The organism is Streptomyces mangrovi (assembly GCF_900114215.1).
In the GTDB taxonomy this organism is placed as follows: domain Bacteria; phylum Actinomycetota; class Actinomycetes; order Streptomycetales; family Streptomycetaceae; genus Streptomyces; species Streptomyces barkulensis.
Map to the genome: position 1 here is coordinate 280,267 of NZ_FOSG01000006.1, position 25,698 is coordinate 305,964.

The following is a 25,698-nucleotide window of genomic DNA, read 5'->3' on the forward strand; positions in this document are numbered from 1 at the left end:
AAAATACCGATGAACGCGCCCGTTGCCCAGGGCTTGATCAAAAACCGTTCTCCTGTGCGACTCCTCCGGGTGGGTGCGATTCCTCCGGACGGGCCGGGCCTCGGCCTCGCGACGGCGCGCGGCGCGCGGCGCGCGGCGCACGACCGCGGCCGGAGGGCGCTCCCCCCATGGGACGCCCTCCGGCCTCGTGCCGCCCGCGCACCCGGGCGGCACGCGGCGGTGGTCAGGAACGGGATCGGACTTCGGCTCGAGTCAGGGCGGTGCTCACACCCGCTGCCACAGAGCCGGGGTGTTCGGCGGCTCCCAGCCCGGCTGCGCCTGGTGGCCCTGGAGGCAGCGGTAGGTCGCGCCCCCGTAGGTCACCTGGTCGCCGGCCGAGTAGACGGTGCCGGCCTGCCAGGTGCCGCCCGGCGGGTCGGTGGGCGGGTCGGTGGGGTCGGGGTCGGGGCCGCCGCCGGTGGTCTTCAGCGTCAGGCCGTAGGCGGAGAGGATCTCGTTGATCGGCTGGTGGTAGGTGGTGCCGCCGGTGCGGCAGTTGCCGGAGCCGCCGGAGGTGACGCCCTGGGCCTGGCTGCCGGAGATGTAGGAGCCGCCGGAGTCGCCGGGCTCGGCGCACACAGTGGTCCGGGTCACGCCGGTGATGGTGCCCTCGGGGTAGGTGACGCTGGTGTTGTGCTGCTGGATGGTGCCGCAGTGCCAGCCGGTGGTGGAGCCCGAGCGGCATATGGACGCGCCCACCGCCGCCTGCGTGGAGCCCGCGACCTGGACGTTGCCGCTGGAGGTCTTCACGTACGGGGTGGCGGTCCAGTTGGAGTTGGCCGCGACCCAGGCGTAGTCGTTGCCGGGGAAGGACGAGCCCTGGAAGGTACCCAGCGCCACCTGGTTGTAGCCCGAGACGCTGGTGCCGGTACGGCCGCAGTGGCCGGCGGTGGCGAAGCCCTGCTGACTTCCCTTGGTGACGGGGAAGCCGACCGAGCAGCGGCCGGAGCCGCCCATGTAGTACGCGTCGCCGCCGCGCAGGTCGTACAGCGGGCGGGGCCGCTCGTCGGACTTCACCACGCGCACCAGGCCGCCGGCCACGCCCGCGGCCTCGGCGAAGGCGCGGGCCTCGGCGGTGTCGGAGGCGCGGACGACCACGGAGTTGGTCTTGACGTCGACGTACCACACGGGCGCGGCGGTGGTGGCGTTCTTCTCGGCGGCCCGGTCCAGCGCGGCCTTGGCGGCGTCGAGTTCGGCCAGGGTGTGCTCGACGACCTTGGCCCGGGCGCCCTGAGCGGTGATCGCGCGGGTCTCGGAGGCGTCGGTGGTGGCGACGGTGAGGGTCGCGGCGTCGTCGCCCGCCACCCAGGCGCCGGCGAAGTCGCCGCCGAGCGCCAGGCGCAGTTTCCCGGCGGCCTCTCCGGCCCTGCTCTCGTTCACCAGCCGGTCCTTCGCCTCGCCGGCGGTGAGGCCGAGATCGCGCTGCATGGCCTTGAGCAGGCCGGGCGGCACGGAGGACAGGGCGGACGAGGCAGGGTGGGCGTCCGCCTTCCGCGGGGCGGACGCGGCGGGGTCGGCCGTCGCGGTGCCCGGCAGCAGTCCGGTCAGGGCGAGTGCGCCGGCCGCCACGGCGGCCGCGCACGCGCCTGCGACGCGTCTGTGGAGCATGTGGTTCTCCTCGGTTTCGTCGGGGTGACCGAAACCGTAGACGCGGACGCGGTGGGGGGAGGAGCTGTCAACTCTCCTCCCCCCACCGCGTTATGGAAGCCGCCGTACCCCGTGTGGCCTGCGGATTCCGTCGTGCCGCAGTGCGCGGATCAGTGTCCGGATCAGTGCTTGCCCGCCGGGGCGAGGTGGTCCAGGGACGTGGCCAGGGCCTTGCGCCGCCCGTTCTTGGCCGGAGCCGAGACCACTTCGAGCTCCTCGAGAGCGTCCAGGGCGCGCCGGGCGGCCGTACGGGAGAGGGAGAAGCGCTGCTGCACGTAGACCATGCTGGCGTTCTGCTCGGTGACGACGGCCTGTGCGATCTCGCGGAGCGTCCCGGCGTCCATTCCGGCGGCCTCCGCCTGCCGGGCGAACGGACCGCCGGCGGACTCGGCGCCGGATTCGGACTCGGATTCGGCCGGTCCGGGCTCGGCGGGCGGCTCGGCGGCCGCGGCAGGCGCCTCGGCGGCCTCGGTCTCCTCGTCCGACGGGGCCGCCTGCTTCACGATGCGCGCGGCGGGCGCCCGGCCAGGTTCCTCGGAGGAGTCCTCGGCGGCCGGCCCGGGCTCCGGGGCGGTGTTGTCGACGCCCCCGGCGGGTACCGTGACGGGCTCCGCGGCTGCGGGCGCGGACGGCACGGCCTCGTCGATCTTCTCGACGGCAGGCTCCGGCTTCGGTTCCGGTTCCGGTTCCGGCGTACGGGGCGCCGGGTCCTCGGCTACGGGAGTGGCGGACGCCTCGGCGGGTGCGGAGGGTTCGTTCCCGGTGGAGGGCTCCGGAGCGGCGACCTTGCCGCCGTCGGCCTCCACAGCGGCTTCCGCGGTCTCCGCGGTCTCCGCGGTCTCCGTGGTCTCCGTGGTGGCCGGGACCGCCGGGGCGGCCTCCTCGGCCCGGGGAGCGGGGATCTCGGCGGGGGCCTCGGTCCCCGGGGCGGGCGTCTCGGCCTTCACCGTCTCCACGGTGGGGGAGGCGGGCTCGTCGGCAGGGGGCTCCGGCGTCTGGGGCGCCCCGGTCTCCGGCGCCGGTGAGTCCTCGCCCCGAGCCTCCGGTTCCCGTGTGCTCTGCTCGGGCTCCGGTGCGCGGGGAGCCGAGTCCCGGCTCTCCTCCCGTTCCGACCGTTCCGACCGCTCCGGCTGAGGGGCGGAGTCAGCGGGATCGGAGATGAACAGGCCGCCCGTCGAAAGCCGTTCCGGAGCGGTCTCCTCCACGGAGACCGCCTCCACCGGAACGGAACCGGAGGCGCTCTCCCTCTCCTCCTCGCGGTGCTCCGCCTCCTGCCGAGGCTCGGTGCGCGGCTCGGTGTGTGGCTCCGGCTCGGTACGGACGGTGGCCTCCGCCGTCTTCTTCTCGGCCTTCTCCTCAGCCGTCTCCTCGGCTCCGCCCTGCCCGGCGGTCCGCTCACCGGCCGCCGCGCGTGCGGCACCGCGTCCGCCCGCCGGGGCGCGGCGGCCCGCCAGGACGGCGGCTCCCGCCGCGAGGAGGAAGACGGTGCCGCCCGCCAGGTGCGGCACGGAACCCAGAACGGCTCCGAGGACGAGGAGGATCAGGCCGGCCAGCGCCAGGACCGCGGACAGGCGTGCGGCCGTCTTCGGCCGGTTCTTCCCCGCGGGACGCGGAGCGTCCTCCCGTGGGGCCTCCGCCTCCGCGGCGGTCCGGCCCGCTCCTCGGCAGCTTCGGCCTTCGCTCTCGTGGTGGCCGATGACCCCGTCGGTCACCGGCGCCCGCTGCTCGCAGACCGGGCATGTATCGCGACGCATTCAGCCCCCTTGTGGCACTTCCCAGGACGACGGACTGTAGCGGACCGGGGGATGTCATCGTGGGGGTGGTACCGGCACTCCGCATCCGTCCGGGCGTACGCCCCGACCAGCGGCCCGTCGGCCGCCGCACAACTCCGTTCTGCTACGGGAGCCTTGGCGGTCGGGCCGGGCGGGCCGCCGGGGCGCCGGTCGGGCACCCCGGCGTGTCGTGCGAGGCCGTATCGTCCGACTGTCGTCCCGCGGTCATCCGACCGCCGCCGGGGAAGTCGCGCCGAACCCGGGGTGGTCGGCAAGCCACCGGGTGTAACTGGTGCTGCGGGCGGCGGCCTCGGTGTGCGCCGCGCGGGCCTGGGCGACCACCGGGCCCGCGACGCCCGCCGCGGACGAGCCCGGATGCCAGCCGACCAGATGCCGCCAGTGCAGCGGAGCCCCGGCCAGCGGGCGGGTCACCACGCCCGGGGCCGGCGGGAACGTGGCCCGGCACAGTCCCACCGCCCGCCCCACCTGCACCAGATGGACGCACGAGGCGGTGTCGGTCTCGTAGACGCGGACGGGGGTGAATCCTGCGCGGGCGCAGACCGCGGCGAAGCAGTCCGCGAAGCAGCCGTCCCCCGGCACGTCCGTCCAGGACTCCCGGGCCAGCTCGGCCAGTTCCACTTCGCGCCGTTCGGCCAGCGGGTGATCCCGGCCCAGCATCACGAACACCGGATCGACGGCGATCTCCCGCCACACCAGCCGGTCCGCCGCGGGCGGCGGACTCTCCCCGCAGGCGCCGACCAGGGCGAAGTCCACCCGTCCCTCGACCACCAGCGCGGCGATCTCCCGTTCCGACCAGGAGGTGCGGGTGGTCACCGCGACCTGCGGATGGGACTTCGCCAGCCGGTCCACCAGGCCGCCCAGCAGCGGCCCGTGCGTACCGCCGAGCCGGAAGCGCGGCATGCCCTCCCACGCCCGCGCGAACCGTACGGCCTCCTCCTGGAGTTCGCGCACCGCGGGCAGCAGCACACAGGCACGGTCCAGTACCAGCTCGCCCAGCGCGGTCGGCCGGACCCCGAACCGGCCGCGGGTGAACAGTGCCCCGCCCAGGGCGCGTTCGATCCGCTTGAGCTGTGCGCTGAGCGCCGGCTGGGCCAGGCCCAGCGCCGTGGCCGCCCGGGTGAGACTGCCCGCGTCCGCGATCGCCCGGATCGTCTTCAGGTGCCGCAGTTCCAGGTCCATGCCCGACAGCTTGGGCCGCCCGGTACGCGGGGGCAATACATCGGCAGAGGATTGGTACGGACCACAACTCCGGTGTGCGGTCGCCGAGTCGGCGCCCGGGTTAGGCTCTGCGCATGTCCGGGGCAGCTCAGAGGTTCGACTCTTCCATGGCCGCCTGGCGGCAGTGGCAGCAGGCCCCCTGGGGGCGTCTGCGCTTCACCCTCGCCGAGGCCAACCTCCTGCGCCATCTGGACGGACTCGGCCACGGCCCCCTGCGGATCCTGGACCTTGCCGGAGGAGACGGCGGCGACGCCGTCCGGCTGGCCGCGCGCGGCCACCGCGTGACCGTGGTGGATCTCGCCCCCGGGATGCTGGCCGCCGCGGAGGAACGGGCCGCAGCGGCCGGAGTCGCCGACCGCGTCACCTGCGTCCGGGCTCGTGTCGAGGAGTTGCCGAGGGAGATCGCCTCGGGCGGCTGGGACGCCGTGCTGTGCCACAACCTCCTGCAGTACGCGGAGGATCCGGACGCGGCGCAGGAGGTGCTGGCGGCGGCCGTGGCGCCGCTGCGGGAGGGCGGCGTGCTGTCGGTGATGGCCGTCAACCGCCACTCCGCCCCGATGGTCGCGGCCGTGCGCGAACTGGACCCGGCCGCCGCGCTGGCGGCCCTCGGCCGGGACCGCGCCGACGGCCGCACCTTCGGCACCACCATGACGCTGTACACCGCCGGGGAGATCGCCTCCCGGCTGGAGGGCCTGGGTTGCCCGGGGGCGGCGCACTACGGCATCCGCAGCGTCAGCGACTACATCACCGACGACGAGCGCAAGCACGACCCGGCCTTCTACGCCGACCTGGAGCGGCTGGAACTCGCGCTCACCGACCGGCCCGCCTACCGGCACACCGCCCGCCTCTTCCAGCTGATCGCCCGCCGGGCGCCCGGCGCGGGCCCGGTCAGGGCAGGGTGAGGATGCGCGGGCCCTCCTCGGTGACCGCGACGGTGTGCTCGATGTGGGCGGCCCGGCTGCCGTCGGCGGTGCGCAGCGTCCAGCCGTCGGCGTCGGTGCGGTAGGCGTCGCTCCCGCCGGCCATCAGCATCGGCTCGATGGCGAGGACCAGTCCGTGGCGCAGGGGGAAGCCGCGCCCGGGGCGCCCGCGGTTGGGCACATGGGGGTCCTCGTGCATGCGGCGGCCGATGCCGTGTCCGCCGAAGTCCCGCGGCATGCCGCAGCGCGCCGGTCCGGCGCGATCCAATTCTTATACCGGTATTAGTATCACGGTCATGGTGAGAACTCCTCTGACCCCGTGGGAGCGGCAGCGCGGGGAACGGCTCGGTGCGCTGCTGCGCGAAGCGCGCGGTGGGCGCAGCATGGTGGAGGTCGCCGCGGCGGCCGGGGTGTCGGCGGAGACGCTGCGGAAGATCGAGACCGGACGGGCGCCGACCCCGGCGTTCTTCACGGTGGCGGCCCTGGTGGCCGTGCTGGATCTCCCCCTGGACGACCTGGCCGCTGCCTGTGCCCGGGGCGGCGACGAGGGCGAGCACGCGCTGTCGGCGTAGCGCCTTCCTCCTTCCGCTCGGACCGGACGCGGGGGCCGCCTGTGACGGATTGGCGGTCGCGCGAGCCTTCGGCCGGACGAGAGGGGCCGCGTCTCGCCGGGAGCGGCGAGCGCGGGGGCGTCTGGCGAGACGAGACGAGACGTATCGTCTCGCGGATGGTACGGTCCCGTCATGTCCAGGCAACCGACGGCCGCCCGGCGCAGCGCGGCCTCCCGTGCCGCGATCCTGAACGCGGCCTTCGAACTGGTCGGAGAGGTCGGCTACGGCAGGCTCGGCATCGAGGCGATCGCCTCGCGCGCCGGGGTCGGCAAGCAGACGATCTACCGGTGGTGGCCCTCCAAGGGCGCGGTGCTGTTCGAGGCGATCCTCGTGCGCAGCTTCGGCGACGGCGAGGAGCCGGCGTCGCTGCCCGACACCGGTGATCTGGAGGCGGACCTGCGCACCGTCCTGCGGGCCACCGCGCTGGAACTCGCCAGCCCCGAGGTGGACCGGCCGCTGCGAGCGCTGACGGTCGCGATGGTCGAGGACGAGGCCCTGGCCGAGGAGCACCGTGTCCGGGTGGAGGAGCCCACCCGGGAGGCCAAACGGGCCCGGCTGCGGTCCGCGCAGCGCGCGGGCCAGCTACCGGCCTCCCTGGACCTGGACATCGCCGTCGACGCGATCTTCGCGCCGATGGCACAGCGGTGGCTGACCCGCAGCGGGCCGCTGACCGAGGAGTACGCCGACGTGCTGCTGGAGACCGCGCTCAACGGCCTGCGGCACCACGGCCCGAACCAGGGCCCGAACCAGGGCCCGAACCAGGGCCCGAACTGAGGGGGGAGAGACGATGGAGGCCTTCGTCGAGACGGGGGACGGCTACCGGCTGTGGGTCGAGACGGCCGGAGACGACGACCTGCCGCCGCTGCTGCTCATCATGGGCGCCGGAGCCTGCGGCCTCGGATGGCCCGACGCACTGGTGGCCCGGCTGGCGCGGCACCACCGCGTCATCCGCTACGACCACCGCGACACCGGCCGCTCCACCCGCGCCTTCCACGAACGGCCCTACGCGGTCCGCGACCTCGCCGGTGACGCCGTGGCGGTGCTGGACGCGCTGTCCGTCGACCGGGCGCACGTGGCGGGGATGTCGATGGGCGGCTACCTGGTGCAACTGCTGCTACTGGATCGCCCGGAGCGGCTGCTCGGCGCCGCGCTGTGGGGCACCTCGGTACTGGGCGGCGCGCGCCCCGACCCGGAGATCCGCGACGCGGACCTGCCCGGCCCCGACCCACGCCTGCTCGCGATGTGGGAGCAGATGGGGCAGGAACGCGACCAGGAGGCCGAACTCGAGTGGCGGGTGGAGCACTGGCGCCTGCTCAACGGCGGCGTACTGCCCTTCGACGCCGAGGAGTTCCGCGACCTCGAACGCCGGGTCGCCGCCCACAGCGGCACCTGGACCGCGTCGTCCGCGCACGCCCTGGCCGACCAGTCCGGCATGGAACGTGGAGAGGAACTGGCGCGGGTGACGGTCCCGACCCTGGTCGTCGACGCACCCGAGGACCCGGTCGCGCCCCCGCCGCACGCGGCCCGGCTGGCCCGCGCGATCCCCTCCGCGCGGCTGGTCACCGTCCCCGGGCTCGGGCACGCGCTCGGACGCGAGGCCGTGCCGCCGCTGGCCGAAGCGCTCCTGGCCCACACCCGGGCCGCCGGCGCGGCCGGCCGTACGTCCTGACCCCCGTTCCGCCCGTTCCGCCCCGCCCGGAACCCGGACGGGGCGGAAACCGGGAGGCGGCGGGCGGGCCCGGACTGTGAGGATGAGGCGTGTGAACGACGGACGACCGGACCCCTGGAACATCGCGCCCCTGCCCGTCGGGCATCCCGACTCCGCGGCCCTGCTGCGCGCGTACTACGACGACATCGTCGGCCGCTACCACGGCCGCCGCGCCACCCGGGAGGAGGTCGACACGGCGCTCGCCGAGGAGCCCAGCGACGATCTCGCCCCTCCCACCGGCCACTTCCTGGTGGGCCGGTGGGAGGGGCGGCCCGCCGGGTGCGCCGGCCTGCGCCTGCTGGAGGGGCGGACCGCCGAGCTGACCCGCCTCTTCGTGCTCCCCGGCGCACGGGGGACGGGCGGTGGCGCGCGGCTGCTGGCGGCGGCCGAGCGCGCCGCCGCCGAGGTGCTGGGCGCGCGGGTGATCCGTCTGGACACCCGCGCCGACCTGGTCGAGGCCCGCGCCCTGTACGCGCGCGGCGGCTACACCGAGATCCCCGACTACAACGGCGGGAAGTACGCCGACCACTGGTTCGAGAAGCGCCTCAGTCCGTCACCCTGAACGCCCCCTTCGCGCCGCGTTCGGCGTCGCTCATGATGTGCGAGACGAACGGATAGGTGCCGGCCTCGGGGAAGGCCAGCTCCACGAACCCGCCGGAGGCCGGGGCCAGATCCAGTACCTGCGCGCCGCCGCTGCCCGGATCGTCCGGCCGCAGCCGGTAGGCGCCCTCCTGGTAGACGGTGTCGAACTGGCCGCCGACGACATGGAAGGCGCTCGGCCGGTTCGGCCCGGCCGCCAGCGCCCAGATCCGTACCCGCTCGCCGGTGCGGACGGCCGGCGGGTCGTGGGCGTACTGGTTGGCGTAGCCGTTGAAGACCACGGCGTCGGGCCGCAGGGCCGCCACCTTGTCCGCGTCGGCGGTACCTCCCTGCCCGCCCAGGTACAGATCCGACTGGACCAGCAGGAACTCCCGGTCGACCTCGGGCAGTTGCGGCGGGTCGACGATGACGGCCCCGTACATGCCGTTGGCGATGTGCAGCGACATCGGCATCGTGGAGCAGTGGTACATCCACACCCCGCTGCGCTCGGCGGTGAACCGGTAGGTCAGCGACTCGCCGGGGGCGATGGTGCGCATCGGCTTGTCGGGTGCCAGGGCCCCGGCGTGGAAGTCGATGCTGTGGCCGATCGACCCGTCGTTGACCAGGGTGATCTCGAAGGTGTCGCCGACCCGGCCGCGCAGCACCGGGCCCGGCGCGGTGCCGCCGAAGGTCCACAGGGTCTGCCGCACTCCGGGGGCGACCTCGCGCACGGTCTCGCGCACCGTCAGGGTCCGGCGGTGGACGCGCGGCCCCAAGTCGCCGGTCGCGGGCGGCAGCGCGGCGTCACGGGCGGTGAAGCCGGGGGCGGGCTCGGCCATGGGGTCGAACGCGGAGGCGGCGGACTCCCCTCCGGCACCGCCCTGTTCGCCCCGCCCCTCGTGTTTCCCTTGCTCCGCGGACTCTGCGGCCCCCTCCCCTCCGGCCGCCGCACCGCCGCTGTCGCCGGTGGCCCGTACGCCGAAGATCATGCCCATACGCCGGTGTCCCACCACAGAGCACCAGCCCTCCAGATCGCGGCCGACGACTCCCGCGTCCAGCGTCTCCCGCTCGCCGGGGGCGAGCCGGCCGGTGCGGGCGCCGGACTCCAGCACCAGGTCGTGGCCGTCGTCGCCCTCGTTGCGCACCTCGATCACCAGGCGGTTCCCGGCGGGTACCTCGACGGAGGCCGGGTGGAACCGCATCCCGCGCATCACCACCTCCACGGTGGTGGTCTCGCCGGTGGCCTCCACGCCTCTGTCCCCCGCGCCGTCCGCCGTGCCCGAGGCGGCGCGGGGCAGGACCGGCAGGGAGCGCACATCCGCCGCGCCGCCGACCGCGACCGCCAGCACCACCGCCGCCAGCCCCGCGGCGGCGCCGCCCAGGACGCGGTGCGGGCGGGGTTCCGCGGTCTGCCTCCCGGCCGGCTTCCCGGCCGACGGTGCGGGCGGCCGCGCGGAAGGCGGTGCGTCAGACGCCGAAGCACCGCCCCGGCGGGCCCGCAGCCCGCCTGCGACGGTGCGGACCAGCAGCACCAGGAAGGCGACCAGCACACCCAGCAGCAGCACCGAGCCCACCACCCGGACCACCGACGGCACCGGCAGCAGGCACAGCGCCAGCGCGGCGTTGCCCGCGGCCAGCCGGAAGGGACCGCCCCGCTCCAGCCCGGCGGAGGCGGCCCGTACGGCGGCAGGCCCGCCGCCGAGCACGACCGGCACCAGGAAGGTCAGCGCCCCCAGCAGGGTCTGGGCGATCCACCCGGCGGCCAGCGGCGCGGTCAGGGCCGGCACCCGCGCCGCCGCCTGCGGCCAGGAAGACGAGGTCAGCAGGATCCAGGCCAGGCCCGCCAGCGAGCCGAGCAGCCACACCCCGCCCGCCGCCACCGACCAGGTGGCGAAGGAGTGCGGTGCCTTCGCCCGCGCCTCGCGCACCCAGGGCACGCCCGCCACGGCCCACCCGGCGGCGTAGGCGGCGACCCCGGCGGCGGCCAGGGGCGGCGGGCCGGCGAGCACGGCGAGGACGGCCGCGCCGAGTCCGGCGAGCAGTACGGGCAGGGCGCGGCGGCCCGCGCGCTCCGCGCCGTCCGCCACCTTGGTGCGCAGCATCGTGGGCCACAGGGTGATCAGCGTCCCGGCCACGGTCAGGCCCACCCAGCCCAGCAGGTTGACCAGTTCATGGGCCGTCAGCAGCCGTGCGTGGAGGCCGCCGGACAGATCGCCGCGGGCCATGACCACGCCCAGCGCGGCGCCCACGGGCAGCAGGCAGGCGGCGGCCACGTAGTAGCGCACGGTCATGGTGAAGCGGCCGGGCAGGGCGCGGCGCGTCAGCCGCACCAGCCACACCGCGTGGGCCGTCACCGCACCCGCCACGGCCGCCCCGCCCGCCAGGACGGCCGGCCACACCCCGGCGGCCATTCCGCCGATCACGGCGGCGGCGCCGGCGTTGAGGCAGACCAGCCGCCATACGGCCGGAGCCCCTCGGTTCGCCTCCGGCAGCCGCAGCACCGAGGCGGCGAAGTGTCCCGACCAGATGACGATCGCGTTGCTCACCGCGCCGAGCAGCAGCAGATGGGCCATCAGCCAGCGGGCGGACGGCAGGAAGTGGTGCCCGGCCGCCGCGGCGGCGAACAGCGCCAGCCACAGCACCACCACCGCGTTCGCGCCCAGGTGCCAGGAGGCGCGCGGTGAACGCCCGGCTCTCCCTGCAGGCGAGCCGCCGGAGGGGCCGGGGGGCGTGGAAGGAGGCGAAAGGAGCGTCACCGGGGTACCTCCGGGGCGGACGGGGCGGACGGGGCGGGTGGTCCGGTCCGGGAGCGTCGGGCGGCGATCACCGACGAGGACGCCGCCACCGCCGCGAACAGCAGCACGGCGGCGATGTTGAGGGCCCCGCCCAGCCGCCAGGCCCACTCCAGGCCCCGCAGGTCGCCCACCAGGACGCGCAGGGCCAGCGAGAGGTGCAGCAGCCAGGCCGGTACGGCGAGGGCGGGGTGGTAGGGCAGGGGGCGGCGCAGCACCGCGGGCAGGATCACCGGGGCATGGGCCATGATCATCGACAGCACGAAGCCCAGGAACACGCAGTGCACCACCGCGTCGTACCGCGGCCCGCCGGCGATCGGCCCGTACACCAGCCACAGCACCCCGGCCAGGCCCAGCCAGGCGTAACCGGCCAGCAGGCACGCGGCGCCGAAGCGGGGCAGCCCGGTGGAGCGCAGCGTCCGGCGGGCGACGTCGTACGCGGTGAGCCAGCCGACCAGGGCGAGCAGCGCGGCCCCCAGCAGCAGGGTGCCTGCGGCGGGCCACAGCAGGGCGGCGACGGCCCCGGCGAGCACGGCGCCGGAGCAGACGAGGAAGGTGTGCTCGGCGCGGGGCGGCAGCAGGCCCACCCGGGACAGCTCCAGCCGCTCCCCGGCGATGGTCAGCACCAGAAAGGCGGCCAGCCAGGGCAGCAGCCGGGGCACGTCGAGTCCGCCGAGCCACAGCAGCGCGGCGCCCAGCGCGGCCACCGCGCCCCCGGCCTGCACGGCCAGGGCCGGGCCCGGCTGACGCCGCCACAGCCGGACGTAGACCGCGAGCAGGACGGCGGCGCCGGAGGCGAGCAGCAGCCCGCCCGGACGAAGCCCACCGGGAGTGATCAGCAGCAGGCCGCCCGCGCCCAGGCAGGCGGGGGAGAGGTACCCCCAGCAGGCGCCCAGGGCGACCGCCCGCTCCAGCGACACCAGCGTCCCGGCGAAGCCGAGCACCAGCAGCACCCCGTGCACGCGCGGCAGCCGGTCGGCGTCGACGGGGGCGGGCAGGCCGAGCAGCAGCAGGGCGGCGTCGAGTCCGGCGAGCAGGGCCAGCCCGGCGGGCAGCAGCAGGACGGCGCGGCGGGCGCCCGTGCGCCGGGCCGCGGCGGCGGAGGCACGGACGGGCGCGGCTGCCGCCCCGGCGCCGGTCACCGGTCTCCTCCGGCGGTGTCGTCCCCCGACGGCCCGCGCGGTCCGGCGTCCAGACTCAGCCGGCAGGCGTCTGGTTCGGCGAAGGGGTGCAGCGCCACCCGCTCCGCGTCCCCGCCCAGAGCGGCGAGCCCCGCCCTGACCAGGCCCTCGTGGACGGCGCAGACCACGCCGGGGTACTCGCGGGCGGCCTCGACGAAGGGGCAGCGCGGCAGCCGCACCTCGCGTGCGGTCCCGTCGGGCCCGTCCGGCTGCGGGGCGAAGCCGATCTCCTCCAGCAGCACCAGCACCCTTGCGCGCGCCTCCCCGGGATCGCGCGCGGGCTCCTGCCCGGCGAGCAGGGCGCGGCCCCACTCCTCCCCGGCGGCCAGGGCGTCGGCGCGCGGGTCGGGGCTGGTGCGGGCGATCCGCGCGGCGAGGACGGTGGCCAGCCCGGCGTACTCGCGTACGGCGGACTGCTGCGGGGCCCGGGCCCGGTAGAGCCAGGCGGGCCGGCCGCGGCCGGCGGCCGGAGCGCGCTCGCGGGCGGCCAGACAGGCGTCGACCAGGGCGTCGAGGTGCTCGCGGACGGTGTTGGAGTGCAGCCCGCACTCCGCCGCGAGGTCGGCGGCCGTGACCGGTTGCGTCCGGCCGCGCAGATGCTGCAGGACCGCCCTGCGCTGCCGGGAGACCGGCGGATGGTCGTCCGAGCCGCCGCCCGGCAGTGGACCCTTATTTTTCACGGACATGTCCGTAGTATATTGCTCGCGTCGGCCCCGGACGACCCGGTGGGCCGCCCACCTTCGGGAGGAAAGCCATGAGCACTCTCACCCTCGCCTCCGACCCCCGGGACGCCGCGGCCGTCGAAGCCGTCGAGGCCCACCACGCGCAGCTCGCGGGTCAGCTGGCCGGACGCGTCGCGATGCTGCTGGACGCGGCCGACCGCGACCCGGCCGCCGCCGACCGGGCCCGCGCGGGCCTGGTCGCCTTCTGCGACCGCGAACTCCTCCCGCACGCCGCCGCCGAGGAGTCCGCCCTCTACCCCGCCGCGCACCGCACCGCCGAGGCCCGGCTGCTGGTCGACGGCATGCTCGCCGAGCACCGCAGGATCGGTGCGCTCGTCGAGGCGCTGCGCGCCCCGCTCACCCCGGCCCGCGCGGCGGCCGACGCACGGGCCCTCCAGGTCCTCTTCGAGGAGCACCTGGACAAGGAGAACGACCTGGTGCTGCCACTGATCGCCGCCGCACCCGACGTCTCCCTGGCCGGACTGCTGGCCGGAATGCACGAACTGCTCGGCGGTCACGAGGAGTCCGGCGGGACGGGCCGGGACGGCGAGGAGGGCGGCTGCGGCGGAGGCTGCGCCTGCGGGGAGACGGACGCCGGGGAAGCGCCCGAACTGGACGTGCGCGAGGTCCCGCACGCCATCCGCCACGCCACGGTCTTCGGAGCGCTCGAGGCCGTCCCCGCGGGCCGGTCCATGGTGCTGGTCGCGCCGCACGACCCGCTGCCCCTGCTGGCCCAGATCGAGCAGCGCACATCCGGCGCCTTCGCGGTGGAGTACCTGGAGCGCGGCCCGCAGGCCTGGCGCCTGCGCCTCACCCACCGCTGACACGGCCGCCCCCGGTCCGGACCCGGGACCCCCGGGTCCGGACCGGGGGCCGAAAGGCCCGGCGCGGGGGACCTTCGCCGCCCGAACGCCGGCACGCCCCGGAACGACAATCGGCCTCGATGTCCCGATCATCCGCCGCGACCGCGACGGGACCCTGAGGAGCGCACGTGACCACCCCACCCCCGGCCGAGGCCGCCGACGCCCCGCCACCGGGCATACCCGCACCGTCCGAACCACCCGAACCGCCCGGCCCGCCCACCCCGGCCGGCCGGCCGCCCGGACCCCGCGGCGGACCCCCGCCCACGAGCACCTCGCGGCGGGCGCCCCTGTTCGGAGCCGTGGCCGGCGTCCTGCTGACCGTACTGGCCGTACTGGTGGCCGGGACACCGGGCGGCGGAGTGGAGGCGGCGGGCGGCCGGGGCGCCGACACCACGGGCGCCTCCGGGACCCGCACCGTGCGGGTGGAGTTGAGGGGCATGCGGGTCAGCCCCGCCACCGTCGAGGTCCCCTCCGGCACCCGCCTGGTCCTGGAGGTCGTCAACCGGGACGCCATGCGCCACGACCTGCGGGTGGAGGACGGCCCCGCCACTCCGATGCTCGGCCGGGGCGAGAGCGCCCGTCTGGACGTCGGAACGGTCACCGCCGACCGCGCGGCCTGGTGCACCGTGGCCGGACACCGTGCCGCGGGCATGAGCATGCGCATCGCGGCAGGGGAGACCGGCGCGGGCGGCGCCGGTGGGGGCGAGGAGCATGAGGAACACGCCCCGGTCGCCGGGGCGGCCGGGCCGGATCTGGCCGCGGAGTTCTCGCCGGGCTGGGCCTCCCGGCCGGCCGCGCTGCCGCCCGCCGGCCCGGGCCGCGTCCACCGGGTGACCCTGCGCACCGTGGAGAAGGACATCGAGGTCGCTCCCGGGGTGCGGCAGCGGATGTGGACCTTCGGCGGTACCGCGCCGGGCCCCACCCTGCGCGGCCGGGTCGGTGACACCTTCGAGATCACCCTGGTCAACGACGGCGCCATGGGCCACAGCATCGACTTCCACGCCGGGGCGCTGGCCCCCGACAAGCCGATGCGCACCATCGAGCCGGGCCAGTCGCTGGTCTACCGGTTCACCGCCGAGCGGGCGGGCGCGTGGCTGTACCACTGCGGCACCGCGCCGATGCTCCAGCACATCGCCAACGGCATGTACGGGGCCGTGGTGATCGATCCGCCCGGTCTGCCCGAGGTGGACCGGGAGTATCTGCTGGTGGCCTCCCAGCTCTATCTGGGCGCCGTCGGCGGTGAGGAGCAGGTGGCGAGGATGCGCGCCAACACCCCGGACGCCTGGGCCTTCAACGGGGTGGCCGGCCAGTACGCCCGGGAGCCCCTGACCGCGCGGGCGGGGGAGCGGGTCCGTTTCTGGGTGGTGGCGGCGGGGCCGGGCGACGGGGTGGCCTTCCATGTGGTGGGCACGGTGTTCGACACCGTGTATCAGGAGGGCGCCCACCGGCTGCGCCCGGAGGATCCCGGGGGCGCCCAGGTGCTCGGCCTGTCCACCGCGCAGGGGGGTTTCGTCGAGGCGGTGTTCCCCGAGGCCGGCCGCTATCCGTTCGTCGACCACGACATGCGGCGCGCCGAGGCCGGCGCCCACGGAGCGGTGGAGGTGAGGAGGTGAACGGGGTGGACGCCTGGGCCCTCGTACGTTTCACCCACGTCATCGGGGCCGCGCTGTGGGTCGGCGGGCAACTGGCCCTGTCGCTGGTGATCCTGCCGCTGGCCCGCCGGATGCTGGCCCCCGAGGCCCGGGGGCGGTTCGTACGGGAGGCCGGACGCCGCTTCGGGAAGCTCACCGGGGCGGTGTTCCTCCCCCTCCAGCTGGCCAGCGGGGTGGCGATGGCCTGGCACAAGGGGGTGACCTGGGCCTCGCTGGCCGAGCCCGGCTACGGGCGGACCCTGGCTGCCAAGCTGGCCCTGTTCACCGCCGTGATGGCAGTCGCCGCGCTGCACGGCCGGGCCCACTCGCGGGGCCGCCCGGAGCTGGCCCGCGCCCTGGCGGTCACCTCCCTGGTCGGCTCGCTGGGAGTGGTGCTCCTGGCCACGGCCCTGCCCGTCACCTGATGGGCGCCGTGCCGCGGGGAGTGCCGGGGGCCGCGCCGCGGAGCCGTGCCGGACGGCCCCGGAAAAGGCGAGACCAATGGTCCCTTGCGGGACCTGTTGGTCCCTTACCGCAGGACAGGGGTGTGAAGACCCTTGAGGTGCGGGCATGGCGCCGGCCGCTCAGGGCACCTGAGCACACACCGCCGGTTCCGGCCCGCGACACGGAGCCACCATCGAATCGGCCGAGGACGACATGACCACACTGCCGTACGAAACGGATACGGAAACCACCATGGACCGTGAGCCGCGCGGGACGACCGCGCCCACCCGTCCGACCGCCGAGGGGACCGGTGCCGACGAAGCCGCGAAGCGGCGCCTGCTGATGCTGGCCGTCGCCACCGTCGGCTTCGCCCTGAACTTCTGGGCGTGGGCGCTGCTGAGCCCGCTGGGCCCCCGCTTCCAGGAGATCCTGGAGCTGTCCTCCTTCGAGCAGTCGCTGATCGTCGCGGTGCCGGTGATCGTCGGCTCGGTGGGCCGTATTCCGGTGGGCGCGCTGACCGACCGGTTCGGCGGCCGGGTGATGTTCCCGCTGGTCTCCGCCGCGACCATCGTCCCCGTCCTCTATCTGGGCCTGTCCGGCCACACATCCCTGGCGGGGCTGCTGATCGGCGGTTTCTTCCTCGGCATCGGCGGCACCGCCTTCGCCATCGGGGTGCCGTTCGTCAACGCCTGGTTCCCGCCCGCGCGACGCGGCCTGGCCATCGGAGTCTTCGGCGCGGGCATGGGCGGCACCGCCATCAGCGCCCTGACCACGGTCCAGCTCGTCAAGGACCACGGAACCGCCACCCCGTTCGTGATCACCGCCGTCGCCCTCGCCCTCTACGCGGTCCTGGCCTACGCGGTGCTGCGCGACGCCCCCGGCCGCACCGTGCCCTCCCAGCCTCTGCTCCGCCGGCTGGCCGCCACCGCCCGCCTGGGAATCACCTGGCAGGCGTCGGCGCTGTACGCGGTGGCGTTCGGCGGCTACGTCGCCTTCTCGGTCTACCTGCCGGTCTACCTCAGGACCGCCTACGGGCTGGAGCAGACGGACGCGGCCAACCGGATGGCCGGGTTCGTGGTGCTGGCGGTGCTGATGCGCCCGATCGGCGGATGGCTGTCGGACCGCTTCGGCCCGGTGCGCGTCCTGGCCGCCTCCCTGGCGGTGGTCGTCGTCGGGGCCGTGATGCAGTCCTTCACCCTGGACCTGGCCCCGCAGGGCACCGTGGCCTTCCTGTCGATGGCCGTCGCCCTGGGCGCCGGCAGCGGCGCGACCTTCGCCCTGGTCTCGCTGGCCGCCCCGGCGGACAAGGTCGGCTCGGTCACCGGTGTGGTGGGCGCCGCGGGAGGACTGGGCGGATTCCTGCCCCCGCTGGTGATGGGCGCGGTCTACGGGGCCACCGACTCCTACGCGATCGGCCTGGCGCTGCTGGCCCTGGTCGCCGCGGCGGCCCTGGTCTACACCCTCACCGGGGTGCGGCGGGCCGTGGAACGGCACAACGCCTGACGCCGCGACACCTGACGGTATGACGCCTGACGGCGCGGCGCCCGGAAGAAGAAGGGAAAGAGGAGACATGTGCGAGTACTGCGGCTGCCAGTCCCTGGAAGCCATCGACGAGCTGACCCGTGAACACGACACGGTCGTCAACATGATCGGCGAGGTGCGCGCGGCCCAAAGCGACGGCGACCTCCCCCGGATGGCCCGGGCCGCCCGGAGCATCGCCGCGGTCCTCGGCCCGCACACCGAGGTCGAGGAGCACGGTCTCTTCCCCGCGATGAAGGAGGAGTTCCCCGACCACATCGCGGCACTGGAGGACGAGCACCGGCGCATCGAGTCGGTGCTGGCGGAGGCCGGGGGCGGCACACCGGCCGACCCGGACTGGCCGCAGCGCCTGTGGGAGGCCCTGGAGACGCTGCGCGAGCACATCCTCAAGGAGCAGGACGGCGTCTTCCCCGCCGCCCTGTCCGTGCTGGACACCGAGGACTGGGAGGCGGTCGCCGCCGCCCGCGGCCGCGCCGGATCGGGGATGCCCGCCGCCGCGGCCTGACCTCGCGCGACCGCGCCGGTGAATGATCGGAAACACTTCCGAACGGCCCGTGTGAGATCTTGCTTTCCGGGTAGTCAACGGGCCAGCACCGGCGCGGAGCAGGGAACGCGTCCGATCGAAAGTGGGCGCCCGGCCGCCCGCGGCCCGGTGCGTGAACCGACTTCCGATCCCGGGAGGGACGCGCAGGTGAGAGCGAGGAACAGGAAGACCGCGGCGGAGACGGAGCACCGTCCCGGTCTGGACGGCGAGGTGGCCGACGCCCTGGTGGGCAGCCGCCGTTTCTTCACCCGCGCCGAGGTCTCCGAGGACCGCCGGGCCCTGTACCGCATCGGCGGACGCCAGGCCGACACCTTCTACCGGGACCGGTGGTCCCACGACAAGGTGGTGCGCTCCACCCACGGGGTCAACTGCACCGGGTCGTGCTCGTGGAAGGTGTACGTCAAGGACGGCATCATCACCTGGGAGGCCCAGCAGACCGACTACCCGTCGGTCGGCCCCGACCGCCCCGAGTACGAGCCCCGCGGCTGCCCGCGCGGCGCCGCGTTCTCCTGGTACACCTACTCGCCCACCCGGGTGCGCTACCCGTATGTGCGCGGGGTGCTGCTGCAGATGTACCGCGAGGCGAAACAGCGCCTGGGCGACCCGGTGGCGGCCTGGGCCGACGTCGTCTCCGATCCCGAGCGCTCCCGGCGCTACAAGTCGGTGCGCGGCAAGGGCGGCCTGGTGCGGGCCACCTGGGAGGAGGCGGCCGAGATGATCGCCGCCGCCCACGTCCACACCATCAAGGAGTACGGCCCCGACCGGCTGGCCGGCTTCTCCCCGATCCCGGCGATGTCGATGGTCTCCCACGCCGCCGGAGCCCGCTTCTACTCCCTGCTCGGCGGGGCGATGCTGTCGTTCTACGACTGGTACGCCGACCTGCCCGTCGCCTCCCCGCAGGTCTTCGGCGACCAGACCGACGTCCCCGAGTCCGGGGACTGGTGGGACGCCGGCTACCTGGTCATGTGGGGGTCCAACCTGCCGGTGACCCGCACCCCCGACGCGCACTGGATGGCCGAGGCCCGCTACCGGGGCCAGAAGGTCGTCGCCGTCGCCCCCGACTACGCCGACAACGTCAAGTTCGCCGACGAGTGGCTGGCCCCGCACCCGGGCACCGACGGGGCGCTGGCGATGGCCATGGGCCATGTGATCCTCAAGGAGTTCTTCGTCGAGCGGCAGGCCGGGCGCTTCGCCGACTACGTCAAGCGCTACACCGACCTGCCGTTCCTGGTCCGCCTGGAGGAGGGCCCGGAAGGTGTGTACCGGCCGGGCAAGTTCCTGACCGCCGCCGACCTCGGCGGGGCCGAGGCGGAGGCGGAGAACGCGGAGTTCAAGACCGTCCTGCTGGACTCGGCCACCGGTGACCCCGTGGTGCCGAACGGCTCGCTCGGCCACCGCTACGGCGAGTCCGGCGCCGGGAAGTGGAACCTGGAGCTGGGCGACACCGACCCGCTGCTCACCGCCTCCGGCGGCGGCGAGGCGGCGGTCGAGGTCGAACTGCCCCGCTTCGACACCCCCGACGGCCGGGCCGCGTCACTGCGCCGCGGCGTCCCCGTCCGCCGGATCGGCGGGAAGCCGGTCACCACCGTCTTCGACCTGCTGCTGGCCCAGTACGGCGTCGCCCGCGACGGGCTGCCGGGCACCTGGCCCACCGGCTACGACGACGCCTCCCAGCCCTACACCCCCGCCTGGCAGGAGGCCATCACCGGGGTTCCGGCGGAGAAGGCCGCCCGGATCGGGCGGGAGTTCGCCGACAACGCCGAGGAGTCCGGCGGCCGTTCCATGATCATCATGGGTGCGGGCACCAACCACTGGTTCCACTCCGACACCATCTACCGGGCGTTCCTCACCCTGACGACCATCACCGGCTGCCAGGGCGTCAACGGCGGCGGCTGGGCCCACTACGTCGGCCAGGAGAAGGTCCGCCCCATCACCGGCTACTCGGCGCTGGCCACCGCCGCCGACTGGAACCGGCCCGCCCGGCAGATGATCCAGACCGCGTACTGGTACCTGCACACCGACCAGTTCCGCTACGACCCCTTCAGCGCCGACACCCTCTCGGCGGCCTCCGCGGGCGGCACGTTCGCCGGAAAGACCACCGCCGACGTCATCGCCCAGTCCGCCCGCATGGGCTGGATGCCGTCCTACCCCACCTTCGACCGCAACCCGCTGGCCGTGGCCGAGGACGCCGCGGCGGCCGGCCGCGAGGTGGGGGAGTACGTGGTGGACGAGCTGAAGTCCGGGCGGCTGCGGTTCGCCGCCGAGGACCCGGACGACCCGGCCAACTTCCCCCGCGTGCTGACGGTGTGGCGGGCCAACCTGCTGGGCTCCTCCGCCAAGGGCAACGAGTACTTCCTCAAACACCTGCTGGGCACCGACTCCTCCGTGCGCGCCGAGGAGGCGCCCGAGGGAGCCCGCCCGCGGGATGTGGTCTGGCACGAGCAGGCACCCACCGGCAAGCTCGACCTGCTGCTGTCGCTGGACTTCCGGATGACGTCCACCACCATCTACTCCGACATCGTGCTCCCGGCCGCCACCTGGTACGAGAAGCACGACCTCAACACCACCGACATGCACCCCTACGTGCACTCGTTCAACCCGGCCATCTCCCCGCCCTGGCAGACCCGCACCGACTGGGACGCCTTCAACACCATCGCCAAGGCCTTCAGCCGGCTGGCCGCCGACCACCTGGGCACCCTCCGCGACGTGGTCGCCGCCCCCCTCCTGCACGACACCCCGGACGAACTGGCCAACCCCCACGGCCGAGTACGGGACTGGAAGGCCGGCGAGTGCGAGCCCGTCCCCGGCCGCACCATGCCCAAACTGGTGACCGTCGAACGCGACTACGCGGCCGTCGCCGACAAGATGACCGCCCTCGGCCCCCTGCTGGACAGCCAGGGCGCCACCACCAAGGGCGTCACCTTCAAACTCGACCGGGAACTGGAGTACCTGCGGAGCAAGAACGGCACCGTCCACGGCGGCGTCGCCGACGGCCGTCCCTCCATCGCCCGCGACGTCCAGGCGTGCGAGGCGATCCTCGCCCTGTCCGGCACCACCAACGGGCACCTGGCCACCCAGGGCTTCCGCAGCGTCGAGGCCCGCACCGGCACCCGGCTGGCCGACCTGGCCGCCGAACACGAGGGCAAACAGGTCACCTTCGCCGACACCCAGGCCCGTCCCGTCCCCGTCATCACCTCCCCGGAGTGGTCCGGGTCGGAGTCCGGCGGGCGGCGCTACTCGCCCTTCACCATCAACGTCGAGCGCCTCAAGCCCTGGCACACCCTCACCGGACGCCAGCACTTCTTCCTCGACCACGACTGGATGGCGGAGCTGGGCGAGTGGCTGCCCGTCTACCGGCCACCGCTGAACATGCACGCCCTCTTCGACGAGCCACAGGTCGGCAGCACCGGCGAACTGGGCGTCACCGTCCGGTACCTGACCCCGCACAACAAGTGGTCCATCCACTCCGAGTACCAGGACAACCTGTTCATGCTCTCGCTCTCCCGCGGCGGGCCGACCGTCTGGATGAGCCGGGAGGACGCGCGGAAGATCAAAGTGGCCGACAACGAATGGATCGAGGCGGTCAACCGCAACGGCGTGGTCGTCGCCCGCGCGATCGTCTCCCACCGCATGCCGGAGGGCACCGTATACATGCACCACGCGCAGGACCGGCTCATCGACGTGCCCCGCTCCGAGACCAACGGCAGGCGCGGCGGCATCCACAACTCCCTGACCAGGCTGCTGATCAAACCCTCCCACCTGATCGGCGGCTACGCCCAGCTCTCCTTCGCCTTCAACTACCTCGGCCCCACCGGCAACCAGCGCGACGAGGTCACCGTCATCCGCCGCCGCTCCCAGGAGGTGACCTACTGATGAAGGTCATGGCCCAGATGGCGATGGTGATGAACCTCGACAAGTGCATCGGGTGCCACACCTGCTCGGTCACCTGCAAGCAGGCATGGACCAACCGCAGCGGCGTGGAGTACGTCTGGTTCAACAACGTCGAGACCCGGCCCGGCCAGGGCTACCCGCGCCGCTACGAGGACCAGGAGACCTGGAAGGGCGGCTGGGAGGTCAACAAGCGGGGACGGCTGAAGCTCAGGGCCGGCGGCCGGTTCAAGAAGCTCATCACCATCTTCTCCAACCCCAAGCTGCCCGCGCTCGACGACTACTACGAGCCGTGGACGTACGACTACGAGACCCTCACCAACGCCCCCCTGCAGGAGCACAGCCCCGTCGCCCGGCCCAAGTCCCTCATCACCGGCGAGGACATGAAGATCACCTGGTCGGCGAACTGGGACGACAACCTCGGCGGGGCTCCGGAGCACGGCGGCAAGGACGTGCTGGTCGCCGAGATCGCGGACAAGGTGAAGTTCGAGTTCGAGCAGACCTTCATGTTCTACCTGCCGCGCATCTGCGAGCACTGCCTCAACCCCTCGTGCGCCGCCTCCTGCCCCTCGGGGGCGATCTACAAGCGCAGCGAGGACGGCATCGTCCTGGTCGACCAGGACCGCTGCCGCGGCTGGCGGATGTGCGTCACCGGCTGCCCGTACAAGAAGGTCTACTTCAACCACCGCACCGGCAAGGCCGAGAAGTGCACCTTCTGCTTCCCGCGCATCGAGGTCGGACTGCCCACCGTCTGCGCCGAGACCTGCGTGGGACGGCTGCGCTACATCGGCCTGGTCCTCTACGACGCCGACCGGGTGCTGGAGGCCGCCTCCACCCCCGACGACAAGGACCTGTACGAGGCGCAGCGGAGCATCCTGCTCGACCCGAACGACCCGGAGGTGATCGCGGCGGCCGAGCGCGAGGGCATCCCCCGCGACTGGATCGAGGCCGCCCAGCGTTCCCCGGTCCACTCCCTGATCAACACCTACAAGGTGGCCCTGCCGCTGCACCCGGAGTACCGCACCATGCCCATGGTCTGGTACATCCCGCCGCTGTCCCCGGTCGTCGACGCGGTGCGCGGCACCGGCCACGACGCCGAGGACCGCGGCAACCTCTTCGCCGCCATCGACACGATGCGCATCCCCGTCGAGTACCTCGCCGAGCTGTTCACCGCCGGCGATCCCGCCCCCGTCGACGCCGTACTGCGCAAGCTCGCCGCCATGCGCAGCTACATGCGCGACATCAACCTCGGCCGTGAGCCCGACTCCTCCATCCCGGCCGCCGTCGGCATGGGCGAGGAGGAGATGTACGAGATGTACCGGCTGCTGGCACTGGCCAAGTACGACGAGCGGTACGTCATCCCGCCCGCCCACGCCGAGCAGGCGCACGGCCTGGAGGAACTGGCCACCGAGTGCAGCCTGGACTACGAGGGCGGCCCCGGTATGGGAGGCTCGGGTCCCTTCGGCGAGGCGTCCGGCGGGCCCGACCCGGTGGCCGTGGAGAACTTCCGGATGCTCCACGCCCGCCAGACCACCGACTCCCTCACCGACCCGGCGGACAAGGCCAATCGCGTCAACCTCCTCAACTGGGACGGAAAGGGCCGCCCGAAGGGGCTCTTCCCCGACAGTCCCGGCAGCGGGGAGGCGCCCCCGAGGGAACTGATGGACGGCACCGACCCGAACGCCGAGAGCGAGCCGAAGCCATGACCCCCCGCACCACCGACCACACCCCCGACAGCGCCACCGAGCGTGCCACCGGGCACACATCCGGGCACACGTCCGGACCGGAAGCCTCCCTGCCCGCACCGGCCTGGCAGATCCAGTCCCTGCTACTGGCCTACCCCGACGAGCACCTGGACGGCCGCCTCCGTCTGGCCCGCCGGGTCGCGGCCGCGCTGCCCGAACCGGTCGCGGCCCCCCTGCACCGCTTCCTGGACCACGCCGAGCGCACCGGCGCCGCCCGCCTGGCCGCCGAGTACGTGGAGGTCTTCGACCACCGCAGACGCTGCTGCCCGTTCCTGACCTACTACGCCCACGGCGACACCCGCAAACGCGGCGTGGCGCTGCTGCGCATCAAGCGGACGTACGCCGCCGCCGGACTGCGCCTGACCGACGAGGAACTGCCCGACCACCTGGCCGTCGTCCTGGAGTTCGCCGCCGGCGAGCCCGAGGCCGGGCGGAAGCTGCTGACCGAGCACCGCGCCGGCCTGGAACTGCTGCGCCTGGCCCTGCACGACACCGGCGCGCCCTGGGCGCACGTCCTGGACTCGGTCTCGGCCACCCTGCCGCCGCTGGGCGGCGACGAGCGCGAGGCCGTCGCCCGCCTGGCCGCCGAGGGGCCGCCCGAGGAGGAGGTGGGCCTGGCGCCCTTCGCACCGCCCCAGTACATGCCCGACCCGGTGGGAGGCCGCCGATGACGCACCTGGCCCAGAACGCCGCCGATCCCGGCGCGCTCGACATCCTGCTGTGGGTGATCCTGCCGTACGTGGCGCTGGTGCTGTTCGTCGGCGGGCACGTCTGGCGCTACCGCTACGACAAGTTCGGCTGGACCACCCGCTCCTCCCAGCTCTACGAGAAGCGCCTGCTGCGCATCGGCAGCCCGCTGTTCCACTTCGGCATCCTGGTGGTGCTGATCGGCCATGTCGTCGGCCTGGTCATCCCCAACAGCTGGACCGAGGCGGCGGGGGTGAGCGAGCACACCTACCATGTCTCCGCCGTCGTCATGGGCACCATCGCGGGCGTGTGCACACTGGGCGGGATCGCCATCCTGATCTACCGGCGCCGCACCGTCGGCCCGGTCTTCAGCGCCACCACCCGCAACGACAAGCTGATGTACCTGATGCTCACCGCGGCACTGGTGCTGGGGCTGGCCGCCACGGTGGCCGCCAACATCGTCGACGACGGCTACGACTACCGGACCACCATCTCCCCCTGGTTCCGGTCGATCTTCTACTTCCAGCCCGACCCCGCGCTGATGGTCGGCGTGCCGCTGCTGTTCCAGCTCCACGCGCTCAGCGCGCTGGCCCTGTTCGCCGTCTGGCCGTTCACCCGGCTGGTGCACATGCTGACCGCTCCGCTGGGGTACCTCACCCGTCCCTACATCGTCTACCGCAGCCGGGACACGCAGTTGGGCTCGCGTGCCACCCGGCGCGGATGGGAGCGTGTCCGATGATCACTCCGCAGGGCGGTCCCGAGCCGGACCGCGAGAAGCATCCCGCCGGAGAGGTGGCCGGGCTGAAGGCCCAGGGCGAATGGCTGCTGGCCGAGGCGGGGGCGGCCGGCTCCGGGCGGAAGGCGCAGACCGTCGTCAAGGTCCCCGGACTCAGCGTGACCCTGATGGCGCTGGCCTCCGGCCACGGACTGGCCGAACACCAGGCGCCGGGGGCCGCGACGCTGCTGTGCCTGGCCGGCCGGGTGACGCTGAGCACCGTCGAGCGGGAGTGGGAGCTGGGCCCGGAGGACCTCATCGCCATCCCCGCGGAGCGCCACCGGCTGACCGCCGACACCGACGCCCTGGTGCTGCTCACCGTCCGGCTGGACTGACCCCGCCGGCCCGGCCCGGCGCGGACCAGCCCCCTCA

21 protein-coding genes and 1 pseudogene are annotated in these 25,698 nt (G+C 74.2%); 15 read left to right on the forward strand and 7 right to left on the reverse strand.

Annotated elements, in window-relative coordinates; all coding sequences use genetic code 11:
• Positions 1 to 264 precede the first annotated feature (264 nt).
• The 3 genes from BM237_RS11390 to BM237_RS11400 all read right to left on the reverse strand — a co-directional run bounded on the left by BM237_RS11390 (position 265) and on the right by BM237_RS11400 (position 4,658).
• A complete protein-coding gene (locus tag BM237_RS11390) occupies positions 265 to 1,647 on the reverse strand; it encodes an alpha-lytic protease prodomain-containing protein (protein ID WP_175540970.1) in 1,383 nt (460 codons plus the stop codon).
• Between the two features lie 161 nt (positions 1,648 to 1,808).
• Positions 1,809 to 3,440: a DNA translocase FtsK gene (locus BM237_RS11395; protein ID WP_139238091.1), complete on the reverse strand. Its 1,632-nt coding sequence runs from the start codon at positions 3,438 to 3,440 to the stop codon at positions 1,809 to 1,811.
• 243 nt (positions 3,441 to 3,683) lie between these two features.
• Positions 3,684 to 4,658, reverse strand: a complete 975-nt coding sequence (locus BM237_RS11400; protein WP_093849514.1) for a LysR family transcriptional regulator — start codon at positions 4,656 to 4,658, stop codon at positions 3,684 to 3,686.
• A 113-nt stretch (positions 4,659 to 4,771) separates the two neighbouring features.
• Between BM237_RS11400 and BM237_RS11405 the strand changes: the two genes are divergently transcribed.
• Complete coding sequence (locus tag BM237_RS11405) at positions 4,772 to 5,599, forward strand: methyltransferase domain-containing protein (protein ID WP_093849452.1); 828 nt, start codon at positions 4,772 to 4,774, stop codon at positions 5,597 to 5,599.
• Here the strand turns inward: BM237_RS11405 and BM237_RS11410 are convergent.
• Positions 5,586 to 5,876, reverse strand: a pseudogene (locus BM237_RS11410) (M24 family metallopeptidase); the annotation flags it as partial. The gene BM237_RS11405 and the pseudogene BM237_RS11410 sit on opposite strands and share 14 nt — an antisense overlap.
• Positions 5,877 to 5,913: 37 nt before the next feature.
• On the opposite strand from BM237_RS11410, the gene BM237_RS11415 reads away from it, so the two are divergent.
• From BM237_RS11415 to BM237_RS11430, 4 genes are all read left to right on the forward strand, one after another.
• Positions 5,914 to 6,189, forward strand: a complete 276-nt coding sequence (locus tag BM237_RS11415) for a helix-turn-helix domain-containing protein (protein WP_093849453.1) — start codon at positions 5,914 to 5,916, stop codon at positions 6,187 to 6,189.
• Between the two features lie 171 nt (positions 6,190 to 6,360).
• A complete protein-coding gene (locus BM237_RS11420; protein WP_093849454.1) occupies positions 6,361 to 7,002 on the forward strand; it encodes a TetR/AcrR family transcriptional regulator in 642 nt (213 codons plus the stop codon).
• Positions 7,003 to 7,015: 13 nt separating this feature from the next.
• The gene (locus BM237_RS11425; protein ID WP_093849455.1) at positions 7,016 to 7,897 is read left to right on the forward strand and encodes an alpha/beta fold hydrolase; all 882 of its coding nucleotides are present in this window, start codon (positions 7,016 to 7,018) and stop codon (positions 7,895 to 7,897) included.
• Between the two features lie 91 nt (positions 7,898 to 7,988).
• Entirely contained in the window at positions 7,989 to 8,498 is a 510-nt protein-coding gene (locus BM237_RS11430) for a GNAT family N-acetyltransferase (RefSeq protein ID WP_245793549.1), read from the forward strand.
• Here BM237_RS11430 and BM237_RS11435 read toward each other — a convergent pair.
• The 3 genes from BM237_RS11435 to BM237_RS11445 are packed head-to-tail and all read right to left on the reverse strand — an operon-like array spanning position 8,482 to position 13,174.
• Complete coding sequence (locus tag BM237_RS11435; protein WP_093849457.1) at positions 8,482 to 11,271, reverse strand: multicopper oxidase domain-containing protein; 2,790 nt, start codon at positions 11,269 to 11,271, stop codon at positions 8,482 to 8,484. The two genes, BM237_RS11430 and BM237_RS11435, sit on opposite strands and share 17 nt — an antisense overlap.
• The gene (locus BM237_RS11440) at positions 11,268 to 12,449 is read right to left on the reverse strand and encodes a DUF8744 domain-containing protein (RefSeq protein ID WP_217655829.1); all 1,182 of its coding nucleotides are present in this window, start codon (positions 12,447 to 12,449) and stop codon (positions 11,268 to 11,270) included. The genes BM237_RS11435 and BM237_RS11440 overlap by 4 nt, the downstream gene beginning before the upstream one ends.
• Entirely contained in the window at positions 12,446 to 13,174 is a 729-nt protein-coding gene (locus BM237_RS11445) for a helix-turn-helix transcriptional regulator (RefSeq protein WP_093849458.1), read from the reverse strand. The genes BM237_RS11440 and BM237_RS11445 overlap by 4 nt, the downstream gene beginning before the upstream one ends.
• A 68-nt stretch (positions 13,175 to 13,242) precedes the next feature.
• On the opposite strand from BM237_RS11445, the gene BM237_RS11450 reads away from it, so the two are divergent.
• From BM237_RS11450 to BM237_RS11495, 10 genes are all read left to right on the forward strand, one after another.
• Positions 13,243 to 14,034, forward strand: a complete 792-nt coding sequence (locus tag BM237_RS11450; RefSeq protein WP_093849459.1) for a DUF2249 domain-containing protein — start codon at positions 13,243 to 13,245, stop codon at positions 14,032 to 14,034.
• Positions 14,035 to 14,201: 167 nt separating this feature from the next.
• Positions 14,202 to 15,686 carry a multicopper oxidase domain-containing protein gene (locus BM237_RS11455; protein WP_217655831.1) on the forward strand — a complete coding sequence of 495 codons (1,485 nt, stop codon included), beginning with the start codon at positions 14,202 to 14,204 and terminating at the stop codon, positions 15,684 to 15,686.
• Entirely contained in the window at positions 15,683 to 16,129 is a 447-nt protein-coding gene (locus BM237_RS30280; protein WP_217655833.1) for a CopD family protein, read from the forward strand. The genes BM237_RS11455 and BM237_RS30280 overlap by 4 nt, the downstream gene beginning before the upstream one ends.
• A 361-nt stretch (positions 16,130 to 16,490) precedes the next feature.
• Positions 16,491 to 17,651: an MFS transporter gene (locus BM237_RS11465; RefSeq protein WP_175540973.1), complete on the forward strand. Its 1,161-nt coding sequence runs from the start codon at positions 16,491 to 16,493 to the stop codon at positions 17,649 to 17,651.
• A 67-nt stretch (positions 17,652 to 17,718) separates the two neighbouring features.
• Positions 17,719 to 18,192, forward strand: coding sequence for a hemerythrin domain-containing protein (locus BM237_RS11470; RefSeq protein WP_093849462.1), 474 nt, complete (start codon positions 17,719 to 17,721; stop codon positions 18,190 to 18,192).
• A 237-nt stretch (positions 18,193 to 18,429) separates the two neighbouring features.
• Complete coding sequence (locus tag BM237_RS11475) at positions 18,430 to 22,104, forward strand: nitrate reductase subunit alpha (RefSeq protein ID WP_093849517.1); 3,675 nt, start codon at positions 18,430 to 18,432, stop codon at positions 22,102 to 22,104.
• Positions 22,104 to 23,825, forward strand: a complete 1,722-nt coding sequence (narH, locus tag BM237_RS11480; protein WP_093849463.1) for a nitrate reductase subunit beta — start codon at positions 22,104 to 22,106, stop codon at positions 23,823 to 23,825. Before BM237_RS11475 ends, narH begins: the two co-directional genes overlap by 1 nt.
• A complete protein-coding gene (gene narJ / locus BM237_RS11485) occupies positions 23,822 to 24,535 on the forward strand; it encodes a nitrate reductase molybdenum cofactor assembly chaperone (RefSeq protein WP_093849464.1) in 714 nt (237 codons plus the stop codon). The genes narH and narJ overlap by 4 nt, the downstream gene beginning before the upstream one ends.
• Positions 24,532 to 25,290 carry a respiratory nitrate reductase subunit gamma gene (gene narI, locus BM237_RS11490; protein WP_093849465.1) on the forward strand — a complete coding sequence of 253 codons (759 nt, stop codon included), beginning with the start codon at positions 24,532 to 24,534 and terminating at the stop codon, positions 25,288 to 25,290. Before narJ ends, narI begins: the two co-directional genes overlap by 4 nt.
• Positions 25,287 to 25,661: a cupin domain-containing protein gene (locus BM237_RS11495; protein WP_245793550.1), complete on the forward strand. Its 375-nt coding sequence runs from the start codon at positions 25,287 to 25,289 to the stop codon at positions 25,659 to 25,661. The genes narI and BM237_RS11495 overlap by 4 nt, the downstream gene beginning before the upstream one ends.
• Positions 25,662 to 25,698: the final 37 nt, after the last annotated feature.

Coding starts and splice junctions, on each gene's coding strand:
- BM237_RS11390 (WP_175540970.1), bottom strand. CDS start 1,647: ATGCTCCACAGACGCGTCGCAGGCGCGTGCGCGGCCGCCGTGGCGGCC.
- BM237_RS11395 (WP_139238091.1), bottom strand. CDS start 3,440: ATGCGTCGCGATACATGCCCGGTCTGCGAGCAGCGGGCGCCGGTGACC.
- BM237_RS11400 (WP_093849514.1), bottom strand. CDS start 4,658: ATGGACCTGGAACTGCGGCACCTGAAGACGATCCGGGCGATCGCGGAC.
- BM237_RS11405 (WP_093849452.1), top strand. CDS start 4,772: ATGTCCGGGGCAGCTCAGAGGTTCGACTCTTCCATGGCCGCCTGGCGG.
- BM237_RS11415 (WP_093849453.1), top strand. CDS start 5,914: ATGGTGAGAACTCCTCTGACCCCGTGGGAGCGGCAGCGCGGGGAACGG.
- BM237_RS11420 (WP_093849454.1), top strand. CDS start 6,361: ATGTCCAGGCAACCGACGGCCGCCCGGCGCAGCGCGGCCTCCCGTGCC.
- BM237_RS11425 (WP_093849455.1), top strand. CDS start 7,016: ATGGAGGCCTTCGTCGAGACGGGGGACGGCTACCGGCTGTGGGTCGAG.
- BM237_RS11445 (WP_093849458.1), bottom strand. CDS start 13,174: ATGTCCGTGAAAAATAAGGGTCCACTGCCGGGCGGCGGCTCGGACGAC.
- BM237_RS11450 (WP_093849459.1), top strand. CDS start 13,243: ATGAGCACTCTCACCCTCGCCTCCGACCCCCGGGACGCCGCGGCCGTC.
- BM237_RS11465 (WP_175540973.1), top strand. CDS start 16,491: ATGCTGGCCGTCGCCACCGTCGGCTTCGCCCTGAACTTCTGGGCGTGG.
- BM237_RS11470 (WP_093849462.1), top strand. CDS start 17,719: ATGTGCGAGTACTGCGGCTGCCAGTCCCTGGAAGCCATCGACGAGCTG.
- narH (WP_093849463.1), top strand. CDS start 22,104: ATGAAGGTCATGGCCCAGATGGCGATGGTGATGAACCTCGACAAGTGC.
- narJ (WP_093849464.1), top strand. CDS start 23,822: ATGACCCCCCGCACCACCGACCACACCCCCGACAGCGCCACCGAGCGT.
- narI (WP_093849465.1), top strand. CDS start 24,532: ATGACGCACCTGGCCCAGAACGCCGCCGATCCCGGCGCGCTCGACATC.
- BM237_RS11495 (WP_245793550.1), top strand. CDS start 25,287: ATGATCACTCCGCAGGGCGGTCCCGAGCCGGACCGCGAGAAGCATCCC.